The organism is Blautia wexlerae DSM 19850, assembly GCF_025148125.1.
In the GTDB taxonomy this organism is placed as follows: Bacteria; Bacillota; Clostridia; order Lachnospirales; family Lachnospiraceae; genus Blautia_A; species Blautia_A wexlerae.
The window spans coordinates 2,388,270-2,400,619 of the sequence record NZ_CP102267.1 but is presented as its reverse complement, the minus strand read 5'-3'; the positions used below and the strand labels follow the sequence as shown (position 1 = coordinate 2,400,619).

The following is a 12,350-nucleotide window of genomic DNA, read 5'->3' as shown; positions in this document are numbered from 1 at the left end:
GTTGGATGATCAAAAGAGATGATATCTTGATTATCTGGCTGTTTTTTTATGCATGTGAATTAAAAAGGATGACTTTTGGCAGGAGAAATCCGGGAATCAAAAATGTAACAAATTTGTGTGACGGGTAGGATTCTTATTCAAAATATGGTAAACTATATCAAACATGCTTTAATGTCAAAGGGAAAATTGTTATAATGGCAATAAATTTTTACAGAGGGGATTACGACAGAGATGTACAGAGTTAGCAAGGTATTAAATAATAATGGTGTTATAGCCATTGATATGGATGAAAACAAGGAGTATGTGATTCTTGGCAAGGGTGTTGGCTTTGGGAAAAAGGTCAGCCAGCGTTTTGATAAGCCGGAGGGATGCACTACATATCGTCTGGAACAGGAGACAGAGCGTGGATCTGCGAAGGAACTGGTAAAGGGAATAGAGCCGGAGTATCTGGAGATTGCAGATGCAATTCTGACAGAGTCACAGAAAGTGTTTGGAGATTCCATAGACAGAGGAATTCTTTTTCCACTTGCTGACCATATTTCTTTTGCAGTCGCCAGAATCCGCAGAAATGAGCAGATCAGCAATCCGCTGACAGAGGATATCAAGGTTCTTTTCTACAGTGAATTTAAAGTTGCGGAAACACTGAAAACAATTCTGAGAGAAAGACTTCAGATAGAGATTGATGATCATGAGGTTGGATATGTGGCATTGCATATTCATTCTGCAATTGGTGACGAGAAGGTATCTGTTGCCATGCAGACTGCGAGAGCAGTGAGAGAGTGTATAGATATGATCGAGAAAGCAACAGGTAAGCCAATCGATGTACTGTCACTGTCCTATAATCGTCTGATGAACCATATGAAGTATATGGTAGCGCGTGCATCTACAGGAGAGAAGCTGAATCTGGACATGAATGAATATATGTTGGATCAGTATCCCCAGGCCTATAAGGTTGCCACTGACATCTGTAAAAACCTGGAAGGATGTATTGGACATAAGCTGGATGAAACAGAGACAGGATATCTGGCAATGCATATTCAGAGAGTGTATAAGGATGCGGTATGATAATCAGTGAAGAAAGAAATTCCCTGCCCGACCGGAAATATTTTATTTCTGGTCTGAACAGGGAATTTTTTATAATTCCGGCAGAGTATCCTTATATTGCGCATATTTACCTTCAGTAAGTAACTTTTCATATGCATCGTAAGCGTCCTGCAAAGTATCGTACGGTTGACCTTTGCTAAGAATATTATGAAAGTCCTTGTTGGTGAGGTGATCTGAAATTGCGACATATTCATTTGTTTTATTGCCAGGGTTGCGACCACGACTACAAGTTCAACCAGGGTAAAGCCTTTATCTTTTCTTTGCATATATTATACCTGTAAATAAAATAATAGTTATGCCAGGGGTAAAATATACACTACTTTACCCCTTAAGCTTTTTAGAATGATAGCACAGAATCTGTTACTGTGCAATATTTACAGAAAATATTTTTTTACAGATATAGGGCAATCGTATGGATCATTTTTTTTACATCCAGTGGTTTGGCCAGATGTGCGTTCATGCCACAGTCCAGTGCGTGGCGGACATCTTCTGCAAAAGCATTGGCGGTCAGTGCGATGATGGGAATGGAAGAAGCATCCGTCCTGTCAAGCTTCCGGATCTGGCGTGTGGCTTCGTATCCATCCATCAGAGGCATCATAATATCCATAAGTATCACATCAAATGTCCCCTCAGGGTGACGGGAGAAAAATTTCACAGCTTCCCTGCCATTGGATACTGCAGTTACCACAGCACCCTCCTCTTCAAGGAGTACCTGTGCCACCTCTCTGTTTATCTCATTATCCTCCGCCAGCAGGATCTTTATGCCCTGAATGGAGTTTCGCTCAGCTTCCGTCTCAGAAGAGATATCCCTTTCTTCTGCCTCTTCAAATGGCAGTGTGATCACAAAAGTACTTCCGATACCCGGAGTACTGGTAATCTCAATGGTACCGCCCATCTGCTCAAATAATGCTTTGGCAATGCTCATACCCAGTCCGGTGCCATGGTATACACTCCGGGCATCCACGTTCTCCTGAGTAAAGGGTTCAAAGATCTTTTCCAGATATTCGCTGCTGATGCCGATTCCCGTATCAGAGATCGTCCATCTGCAGATCAGTTTATGATCATGGGAAGGGAGAGCATCAACCTCCGTATGGATTGCCCCATTCTCTCTGTTGTATTTGATACAGTTACTGTAAATATTCATCATGGCACGACGGAGGTGCAGAGGGCTTCCGTATACAAAGGGATGTTCGTATATCTCCGGTGCGATATGAACGGTGAAATCAATGCCGTTTTTCTGTGCCTGCATATCAATCAGCATCTGTGTCTCTTTTTCATATCTGATCAGATCAAAAGGTTCATGGTTGAGTACAAGTCCGCCTTCCTCGATCTTGGACATATCCAGCACATCATTGATGAGAGAGAGCAGATGACTGGCTGAAATGAATGCTTTTTCACGATTATTTTTAAGGAATTTAACATCATTTTCATGTTTTTTATCAATTTCCAGCAGACCAATGATCCCATTCAGCGGCGTACGCATATCGTGTGACATGCGGGAAAGAAAATTGGACTTCTCTGCGTTGGCTCGTTCGGCAGTGTCAAGAGCTTCTTTAAGGAGCTTCTGGTGCCGGATCTCTGATTCCACCACATCGTCTACATTCAGAAATCCCAGAACAATGATACCGGAGTCTTCGTTTTTGATAAAGCGGAACTGATAGTAGTGGATACCATCCCTGTCATTTATCCGGTAATTTCCCTTGTATTCGGACTGACCGGACAAAACACCCATTACATTGCCCAGGTCCAGGGATTCTTCCAGCATTGTACGGTCATCAGGATGTACACGCTGCCGGATATAGTCTGAGAGGAAAAGATCATAGGGGTATGTATCCTTGTGTTTTTTGTCCTGATCAGGGACATCATGGTCTTCCTGCTTGATCACAGAGAGAGTTTTTTCTCTGGGGTTGATCAGGTATACGTTCAGGTAGTTGCTGCTCAGTGTCTGGACAATACTTACCTGTGTCTCATAGGCTTCCTGTGTTCTGGTGACATCTTCACCGTAGAGGATTGCTTCCAGATGGTTGTTGGAAGGATTGAGCAGCAGTCTCGCCACATATTTGGAAATTCTGATTATATCGTCATCGTAGAGGCAGCGGGAAACCCTGGTGACCTCCACCTGACCGTCCTCGTAGCTTTTCATCAGGGAACTGCGACAAAATGCGTTGATGAAATCATTTCTGTCCTTTAATACCGGGATGAAAACAGAAGTCTCTGCGATAAAATGGTCAATAGAAGCGTCGGCATCCATCTTATAGGCCAGGGCAGAGGTGCCTCCGATCTTCAGAATCTTATCATCTGTAAGGTCGAGATGAAAGTAGCCGGCAGCATGGGTAATGGATGCCAGGAGAGAGTGGAGCTGATTTTCATAAATCTTGCGTGCTGTCACATCATTGTCTTCACAGGCCACTGCAATCACAAAATCCCGATAGTCGTCGGCATTTCCGTTTCTGGCAATGAGCAGATAATAGTAATGGACAGTATCTGTGACAAGCCTGAAATGGAATTTGAAAGAGGCTTCCTGAGAGAGTCTTTCCAGCAGGGTTTCATAATTCAGGTGTCTGGACACATAGGAACGCTCATCCGGATGAACATATTTCTGAATGAGAAAATCAAATGACAGTTTATAATCTGAATTATCTTTAATATCGAGATCCGCAAAAGCATCAGTAAATCTGGAACGATATACGGAGATTTTCCCGGTTTCCCGGTTTACGCCATAAACAGACATATAGTCAGAAGCAAGCAGGTTGATGGCACCCAGCAGACGGAGAGAGTTCTCACCTGTGGGAATAGACTTTGACAGGCTTTCTCCCTCGGCTACTGTGCTGAATACAAGTGCATGTCCTCTGCTGCCATCGGGCTGTACAGTCTCTACTGCATCAACTGTTTCATAAATATGACGGATCGGATCCAGGTAAGTCTTTGGTCCCTGTATCCCCAGTGCTACAGGGCAGGGCGGGCATGGGGAATCAAGCCCCATAAGTGCCTTATAGCATTTTACTCCCGGCTGGAGATTGGGGTACAGCTGTTTGGCAGTGTCGTTATAGCTTAGGATATTATAGTCTTTGTCTATGCTGTAATATCCGGATGAGTGTGTGTTCATAATTTTGTACTCCTGATGTTTAGTATTTCAAAGTATACTCTTTTTACCAAAAAATAGCAATGATAATGGGGAAATTTATAAAAATTGTACAATGTTTCTGATGCCTGCACACGATTCCCAGGTTGACATCCCATCTGCCGTTTGCTACACTAAAACCACATATCTGACAAAGGAACGGGAAATATGAAGAAGAAAAAAATTATAATTTTATCTATTATGATAATTGTGGTTGCCTTACTCCTTGAAGCGAGCATTCTAAAATATGTTAATGACAGAAATGCCCATAGAACATCAAAGGTACTTCTTGATCGTGTGATTACTGTGCTTGATAAAAATGATGAGAGCAGGAACGAGCTGATCGAATCGTTAAAGGACGATTATATTGTAAGGGCTAAAGCTGTGTCATATATGATTGATGCTGATCCGGCGGTAGAATATGATGTGAATGAGCTGCAGAAAATAGCAAAATTAATGGCCGTTGATGAGATACATCTGTTTGATGATCAGGGAACTATTTACAGTGGTTCTGCGCCCAATTATTTTGGCTATAATTTTGATTCCGGTGCGCAGATGGAGTATTTTAAGCCTATGCTTAAGGATAAATCGCTGACCATGTGCCAGGATGTTACTCCCAATACTGCAGAGGGAAAGAAAATGATGTATGCCATCACCTGGAACGAAGACGGAACTAAGATGCTCCAGGTGGGAATTGAGCCAAAGAGACTTCTCAATGAAATAAAGCAGAATAACATTTCCAATGTAGTTGCCGGAATGCCGGTATATAAAGCCATGGAAATTATGGTTGCAGATGGGGATACACAGGTAATAGAAGGAGCCACGGACAGTAGCAAATTAGGGGAAAAACTGGAAGATGTGGGGATATCAGTGGATCATGTCAGTGCTGACGGTGCGACTGTAACACGGATCAGAATGGATGGAAAGCACTGCAGATGCATGATGCACCAGAATGATAACTATATTGTTATTGTAACTGTAGAGGATTCGTTTTACCAGCAGGGTGGCATGATTGCTATTTTTATAGTAGGTGCATATTTGGTACTGGCATCCTGCTGTATAACCTATATGTTTTCCAAAGTGATGAAAGAAAGACTGGAAAAAGAAAAACTGATATACACCTCAAATACGGATGAGCTTACCAGGTGTTTAAACAGGCATGCCTATGAAAATGATATGAAAAAGCTTAATCTTAGTGAGGAATGGGTATACATTTCTGTAGATCTGAACGGATTAAAACGGGCAAATGATTCTTATGGCCATATGGCAGGAGACGAGCTTATATGCGCAGCGGCAGATTGCATGAGAGACAGCTTTCATGAGTATGGAAAGGTATACAGAATCGGTGGAGATGAATTTGCTGTTATCATTACAGAGAATACAAGCCAGGTGGAAGAACTGATACATGGCTTCGACTCCAATGTGGCAAACTGGCATGGAAAGTTTGTTGATTCAATGACTGTTTCGTACGGATGGGTTTTCAGCACAGAGAGAAACTGGGGTAGTGCATATGAAATTTCAAAAGCTGCAGATGCAAGAATGTATCAGAGCAAGGAACGCTACTATAAGGAAAGCGGTGCAGACAGAAGATAGGCAGGTTACAAAAAAGGAGCTGTCGGTAAATAAGCAAAATGCAGATGGCACATATACTTATAAAAACAATTGTAAAGTATATGCAAAAGTATCCAGTACAGTTTATCTTTATAGCAAACCAAATACACGAACTGTCTGGAACTCCGTTGACCTGAAACAGCGCCAGCTCTTTGATCTGGACTAATGCGTAATAATTTTACAAACTATAGTCAAATTAAATTCTATAAAAATGTCTTGAAACTACTGAAGAAGCATGCTAGTATAAAACCAAAGCATATTTCTCTTAAGTTTCAGGGCATTTTGCCGTCTTATATTCTAAATTCATTTCAGAAATCCATGCTTTTAATTCCAATTAAATTAGAAAAGCAGGAGTTCTGAACAATTCGGAAAAGAGCAGTATGTTCTTGCACTCCTGCTGACACAGGAGGTATTGTCTATGACAAAAAGAAAGAGCAAAAAAGTCACTGCAAACCGCAATTACAAGGATACAGTATTCCGAAAACTGTTTTCTGACAGGAAAAATCTGTTATCTCTGTATAATGCAATCAATGGAACAGCGTATACAGATGAAATGAAGCTGGAGATTGTTACACTGGAGAATGCAATCTATATGGGGATGAAGAATGATCTGGCGTTTATCATTGATACGAATCTTTTTCTGTATGAACACCAGTCAACCTACAATCCTAATATGCCATTGAGGGATTTGTTTTATATATCCAGCGAATATCAGAAATTAGTGGACAGAAAATCCCTGTATTCATCAATACTGCTGAAATTACCGGCACCGAATTTTATTGTATTCTATAATGGAAAGCGGAAAATGCCGGACAGATGGACGAACTGTCTGTCAGAATCTTACGAAAACCAGCAGGGAGAGCCTAATCTGGAGTTAAAGGTAGTTACGATCAATATCAACAGGGACTGCAACAGGAAATTGATGGAGCAGTGCAGGATTCTTGGAGAATATGCGCAATATGTAGAAAAAGTACGTGAAAATGCGGAGACTATGAGCTTGGATTCCGCTGTAAAAGAAGCAGTGGATGAATGTATTCAGAAAGGAATTCTGGCGGATTTTCTCAGAGTCAACCGCGCGGAGGTTATTGCGATGAGTATATTTGAGTATGACAAAGAGGAAGAGGAACAGAAACTGCAGGCAATTTATGAAAAGCAGGGTGAATTAAGAAAGGCAAAAAGCATAGCCATCTCGCTTGCGCAGGAAGGAGAATCCATAGAAAGAATAGCAAGAATCCTTGGTGAAACGGAAAAAACGATTAAAGAATGGCTGGCTGAAACGCATTAAAATTGGTTCCGCAGTATCATCAATTGAATGTTACTGTGGAACCTTTTTATATTCATCTGCTATTTTAGCCGGGTAAGTCGGATTTTATCTGCGTATCCCTGACAGTTCGTCTTCTATCCACTTATCTGTGTTGAAGTTACTGTCAAAGAACCTGACGATCACGCCGTAAGGTTCTGTATCACTGTTGAATGCGTTGGCTTCATCAGTGTCTACGTGCATTGCCAGGTGATAATTTCTGTGGACTCTGACTACTACATCTGCGTAGATAAGTGCACGTCCGTAGCTTTTGGTCAGGACGAAGACTTCGTCATTGTCTTTGATATGCAGGGCAAGTGCTTCATCCGGAGTCATGTGGATGTGGCGTTTGGCTACGATGACCCCTCTGGGGATTTCGATATCACCGCATGGACCAGATAAAATACAGCCGGGAGTTCCTTCGATATCACCGGACTGGCGTATTACACTTGGAATCCCCAGTTTTCTGGTGTCTGTAAGGGACATTTCTACCTGCGTGTCGCTGCGGAAAGGACCGAGAAGTGCCATGTTTTCGAAAGTACCTTTCGGTCCTTTGACAGTTACTCGTTCCCGGCACAGATATTGTCCGGGCTGGCTTAATTCTTTGATAAAATGTGGTTTGCTTCCTTCTCCGAATAATTTTTCAAAATCTTCCTGCGAGATATGCAGATGTCTGGCAGAAGTTTCTATAGGTATTTTGATGCTCATTTATTACAATACTCCCTCAATATGTTACTTGTATATGTCTGTCCGACATCCTGTTGCCTGATGGGATACAGAGCAGTTATACTTACTTTTTAGTGTATCTCTTTAATTGGAAATATGCAATGTTTATCTTGTAAGAAGGACAATTTTTATTATAAAAACACAATAAAAATCTGATTATCCGCTAAAACACAGTATCTATCAGCATTTTCAAGGAAACAAACACATCAATTTACTACTTATTTACTACTAACGAATGAGCCTTGATACGCAAGTTTTCCTAGATATGCAAAGATATGGTACAACACATCAGTATTGAAACAAGAAAAAATTGAATAACTTATAGACTATGGAACGCCTAACATGACGTTCCTTTTCTATTTCCAGCCGTTCTTATTGGACGGCTATTTTATTACCCAAAATGAAAGGAGCATTAGATTTATGAAAAAGATGTTAAAACGATTGTGTACTGGCTTCTTAGCTCTTGCAACTGTCGTTACTACTTTACCGACGACACCCGTTCATGCAGAAAGCAAGCAATACTGGACGGAGTCAAAAGAGCGTGTCGGTATCGTTGAAAAAGTAATGAATGACGGTTCGATTGGTTCTACTTTTAACGAGGGACATTTGACCGTCGAGGGCGAGGACGCTTACTGTATCGACATTAACACAGATTTTAGGAATGGCTACAAGACCAGAATTGACGCAAGCACCCGTATGAGTGCCGACCAGATAAGCGACGTTGCCTTATCTATCGAATATGTGAAACAGTACACAGACAGCCACAGCGGAATAAGCAACAATCACGCCTACCTTTTAAGACAGCTTGTTGTCTGGCAGAGATTGAGCGTACATCTTGGCTGGCAATGCGACAACGTGAGAGCTTCTTATGATGAAATTCCAAAGGCAACGCAGGACGAAGTTTTCTCTGGTGCAAGAGCCTTTGTCAAAGAAAATAAAGGACGTTATGAATGTGGCGGTTATATCTACTCTGGCGAGGGGCAGGAATTGGGGCAATTCTGGGCGAAGTTAAATATCGGAAATGCGAAACTTAAAAAGGCTACCAGTAATACCAGCATTACAGACGGTAACGGGAATTACTCAATCGCTGGTGCAACATACGGTGTCTTTTCTGATAAGGACTGCACAAAACAGCTTGCCACCCTTACGACTGATGAAAATGGAAATACAGATGTTATAGAGGTAACGGCTGGCACAGTCTATATCAAGGAATTATCCGCACCAGCAGGATATAATGTGGATAAAACTGTCTATCCATTGACAATCAAAGCTGGCGAAACAGCAACCTTAAAAGTATCAGATACGCCAAAAGTAACGGACACTTTGATTGAGCTTTTCAAGATTGACATGGAAACACAGAAAGACAATCCGCAGGGGAACGCTTCTCTAGCAGGTGCGGAATTTACATGGAAGTATTATGCAGGCTTCTATAATAAAGACAATCTCCCTGCCGAAGCTACTCGTACATGGGTTACAAAGACAATCGCTGAAACTGACAGCGACGGGATAACCCACTACATCACAAAATTAGCGGACGCATACAAGGTATCTGGCGACAGTTTCTATATGCAGGATGGTAAAGCCGTTCTTCCTTTAGGAACACTAACCGTAGAGGAAACGAAAGCTCCAAACGGCTACTTGTTAGACGGTGCATATATGCAGACTGGCGATAAGTCCGAACAGATTAAGGGCTTATATGTAACACAGATTACCGGGGACGGCGACCTTGCCGTACTATCTGGAAGTAACCAGTTTTCTGTATCAGACAAGGTTATCCGTGGCGGTGTGAAAATTCAGAAACGAGATTTAGAAACGGGCGATACGAAGCCACAAGGAAGTGCCACTTTGAAAGATACTGCTTTTGACATCATTTCCTTAAATGATAATTCTGTCTTGGTTGAGGGCAAGCTATACAAGAAAAATGAAGTGGTAAAGACAATTCGTACAGATATTGAGGGTATCGCTTCTACTTCTGCTGACCTCTTGCCTTATGGAAAATTCCGTATCGTTGAAAGTGAAGCTCCCAACGGTTACTTAACTGACGGTGCAAAACCGATTGATTTTGTAATCACAGAAAATGGAAAAATCGTGGACTTAACCGACGAAGCCCATTCTATCTACAATCAGATTAAGCGTGGAGATATTGAGGGCGTGAAAATCGGTGCAGGCACACATAAGCGTCTTGCTGATGTTCCCTTTAGGATCACAAGCAAGACGACGGGCGAAAGTCATGTTGTGGTAACTGATGATAACGGGCAATTCTCCACTTCTGCTGACTGGGCTTCCCATAAGCACAATACCAACGCAGGCAAGACCAGCGAGGACGGTGTGTGGTTTGGAACTTCTGAACCAGACGACAGCAAGGGTGCATTACCTTATGATACCTACATCATTGAAGAAATGCGTTGCGACAGTAACAAAGGCTTTGAACTTATCCCACCTTTTGAAATCGTGGTATCAAGAAATAACCTTGTGATTGATTTAGGAACGTTGACTGATGAATACGAAAAAGAAATCTCTATCCATACCACAGCGACCAGCAAGGACGGCGAAAAAACTATCCTTGCAGGAAAAGAGGTAACAATCGTTGATACTGTCAAATTAAACGGACTTACAAAAGGCACAAAGTATCAGTTGAAAGGTTGGCAGATGTTAAAGGAAGAAAACGCCGAGCTTATCATTGACGGGAAACGTGTAGAAAACGATTATACCTTTGTCGCTGATGATGAAGAAATGAAAGTGGAAATTTCCTATATATTCAATGCGTCTGCTTTAGGTGGCAAGAACCTTGTTACCTTTGAAGAATTGTATGATTTCAGCAATCCAGACGAACCCGTGAAAGTTGCGGAGCATAAAGACATTGAGGACGACGGGCAGACCGTACTTATCACAGAGCGTATCATCAAAATTCATACGACTGCTACCGATAAGGACGGCAACAAAGAGCTTGAAGCTGGAAAAGAGGTAACAATCATTGATACCGTAACCTTAGAGGGCTTAGAAGTCGGTACACAGTACAAACTGGTGGGCTGGCAGATGTTGAAAAAAGAAAATGCCGAGCTTCTTATCAATGGGAAACGTGTGGAAAGTGATTACACTTTTACTGCTGACAGCGAAACTATGAAAGTGGAAGTTGCCTTTACCCTTGACGCTACTTCCCTTGACGGCAAACAGCTTGTAACTTTTGAAGAATTGTACGATTTAAGCAATCCAGACGATCCGAAGAAAGTTACCGAGCATAAGGATATTGAGGATAAGGGACAGACGATTACCTTTAAGGAAAAGCCAAAAGAACCAGAGAAACCCGAAACACCACCGACACCAGAAAAGCCAAACAGACCGAGCGACAGTCCCAAAACGGGCGATAACACAAACCTTTACGGACTGCTTGCACTTCTTTTGACCTCTGGTGCTGGACTGGCAGGTATCTTCTTCTACAAACGCCGTAAAATGAAAAAATCATAAGGCGGTAACGGTATGAGAAAAGAAAAATCACGCTCTCCGCCGAAGTTGTCAAACGGCAGACTTCCGCTTATTCTGGCTTGTCTGCCAACAACCTGCAAGAACACGGATAGTCAAGGGTGCGTAAGCATTGATTTTACCCTTTACTATCTGTGGGATTGCTGGTACTTCCCAAACCGCCAGAATAAGAAATCACAATCAATTTATCAAAAATAGAAAGAAACGAGGTAAAACAATATGGAAATGAAATATGTCGTGCCAGATATGGTACAGTCTTTTGGAACTCTTGAATTTGCAGGCGAAAGTGAGCCAGTCTTTGAAAGAGATAAAAATAACCGCAGGGTCTTAGCAAGACGAAGCTATAACCTTTATTCTGACGTACAGAAAGGCGAAAATGTTGTGGTAGAAATTCCCGTGCAGGCTGGCGAAAAAAAGTTCAAGTATGAACAGAAAGTAAAACTTGTCAATCCGAAGTTATACGGCAGAGGTTATGCAATCGGGGATATGGGACATACCGATTATGTGTTAGTTGCTGATGATATTGTAGCAGTTGAAGAAAAGTAAAGGAGTGAAGAATTTATGAGATTATCAAACGGGTTTGTTATTGACAAAGAGAAAACATTTGGAGAATTAAAATTTACAGCGGTGCGTGATGTGTTCTTACAGAATGAGGACGGGACACCGAGTACCCAGCTTAAAAAGCGTATCTATGATTTGAAGTGCAGTTTGCATGGTGGAATTATCCCCGTGTCTGTACCGCCAGAAGTACCGTTAAGAGAATTTCCGTACAATGCAGTTGTGGAGCTTGTCAATCCAGTAGCCGATACGGTATCAAGAAAGACCTATACGGGTGCAGATGTGGACTGGTATGTAAAGGCAGAGGATATTGTATTGAAGAATAAAGGCAATCAAAACGTAGGCAGTCCACAGAACCATACACCGCAGGGACAGCCGAAAAAATAGGCTTGCTGAATAGATTTTCGTTGTAGCGGATATATAAAACTGTTATAATATGGGTATGAAAAA

The 12,350-nt window shown here is 41.9% G+C and carries 9 protein-coding genes; 6 read left to right on the top strand and 3 right to left on the bottom strand.

Annotated features, from left to right (window positions below; genetic code table 11):
• The first annotated feature begins 231 nt into the window (after positions 1-231).
• Complete coding sequence (locus NQ550_RS11165) at positions 232-1,065, top strand: PRD domain-containing protein (protein WP_025580122.1); 834 nt, start codon at positions 232-234, stop codon at positions 1,063-1,065.
• Here NQ550_RS11165 and NQ550_RS22860 read toward each other — a convergent pair.
• A complete protein-coding gene (locus NQ550_RS22860) occupies positions 1,038-1,370 on the bottom strand; it encodes a prepilin-type N-terminal cleavage/methylation domain-containing protein (RefSeq protein WP_081703283.1) in 333 nt (110 codons plus the stop codon). The genes NQ550_RS11165 and NQ550_RS22860 overlap by 28 nt on opposite strands.
• Positions 1,371-1,495: 125 nt before the next feature.
• A complete protein-coding gene (locus tag NQ550_RS11160; protein WP_025580123.1) occupies positions 1,496-4,210 on the bottom strand; it encodes a response regulator in 2,715 nt (904 codons plus the stop codon).
• A 183-nt stretch (positions 4,211-4,393) separates the two neighbouring features.
• Between NQ550_RS11160 and NQ550_RS11155 the strand changes: the two genes are divergently transcribed.
• Both NQ550_RS11155 and NQ550_RS11150 read left to right on the top strand, forming a co-directional pair.
• Positions 4,394-5,818: a GGDEF domain-containing protein gene (locus NQ550_RS11155; RefSeq protein ID WP_025580124.1), complete on the top strand. Its 1,425-nt coding sequence runs from the start codon at positions 4,394-4,396 to the stop codon at positions 5,816-5,818.
• A gap of 436 nt (positions 5,819-6,254) precedes the next feature.
• On the top strand, positions 6,255-7,121 hold the full coding sequence (locus NQ550_RS11150) for an RpnC/YadD family protein (protein ID WP_025580127.1): 867 nt from the start codon (positions 6,255-6,257) through the stop codon (positions 7,119-7,121).
• An 84-nt stretch (positions 7,122-7,205) separates the two neighbouring features.
• Here NQ550_RS11150 and pduL read toward each other — a convergent pair whose 3' ends face one another.
• The gene (gene pduL / locus NQ550_RS11145) at positions 7,206-7,844 is read right to left on the bottom strand and encodes a phosphate propanoyltransferase (RefSeq protein WP_025580128.1); all 639 of its coding nucleotides are present in this window, start codon (positions 7,842-7,844) and stop codon (positions 7,206-7,208) included.
• Between the two features lie 438 nt (positions 7,845-8,282).
• On the opposite strand from pduL, the gene NQ550_RS11140 reads away from it, so the two are divergent.
• The 3 genes from NQ550_RS11140 (at position 8,283) to NQ550_RS11130 (ending at position 12,287) form a co-directional block, all read left to right on the top strand.
• Positions 8,283-11,327 carry an SrtB-anchored collagen-binding adhesin gene (locus NQ550_RS11140; RefSeq protein WP_025580129.1) on the top strand — a complete coding sequence of 1,015 codons (3,045 nt, stop codon included), beginning with the start codon at positions 8,283-8,285 and terminating at the stop codon, positions 11,325-11,327.
• A 234-nt stretch (positions 11,328-11,561) separates the two neighbouring features.
• Entirely contained in the window at positions 11,562-11,888 is a 327-nt protein-coding gene (locus NQ550_RS11135; RefSeq protein WP_004843348.1) for a YdcP family protein, read from the top strand.
• A 15-nt stretch (positions 11,889-11,903) separates the two neighbouring features.
• Entirely contained in the window at positions 11,904-12,287 is a 384-nt protein-coding gene (locus NQ550_RS11130) for a YdcP family protein (RefSeq protein ID WP_004843349.1), read from the top strand.
• Positions 12,288-12,350: the final 63 nt, after the last annotated feature.

Coding starts and splice junctions, on each gene's coding strand:
- NQ550_RS11165 (WP_025580122.1), top strand. CDS start 232: ATGTACAGAGTTAGCAAGGTATTAAATAATAATGGTGTTATAGCCATT.
- NQ550_RS22860 (WP_081703283.1), bottom strand. CDS start 1,370: ATGCAAAGAAAAGATAAAGGCTTTACCCTGGTTGAACTTGTAGTCGTG.
- NQ550_RS11160 (WP_025580123.1), bottom strand. CDS start 4,210: ATGAACACACACTCATCCGGATATTACAGCATAGACAAAGACTATAAT.
- NQ550_RS11155 (WP_025580124.1), top strand. CDS start 4,394: ATGAAGAAGAAAAAAATTATAATTTTATCTATTATGATAATTGTGGTT.
- NQ550_RS11150 (WP_025580127.1), top strand. CDS start 6,255: ATGACAAAAAGAAAGAGCAAAAAAGTCACTGCAAACCGCAATTACAAG.
- pduL (WP_025580128.1), bottom strand. CDS start 7,844: ATGAGCATCAAAATACCTATAGAAACTTCTGCCAGACATCTGCATATC.
- NQ550_RS11140 (WP_025580129.1), top strand. CDS start 8,283: ATGAAAAAGATGTTAAAACGATTGTGTACTGGCTTCTTAGCTCTTGCA.
- NQ550_RS11135 (WP_004843348.1), top strand. CDS start 11,562: ATGGAAATGAAATATGTCGTGCCAGATATGGTACAGTCTTTTGGAACT.
- NQ550_RS11130 (WP_004843349.1), top strand. CDS start 11,904: ATGAGATTATCAAACGGGTTTGTTATTGACAAAGAGAAAACATTTGGA.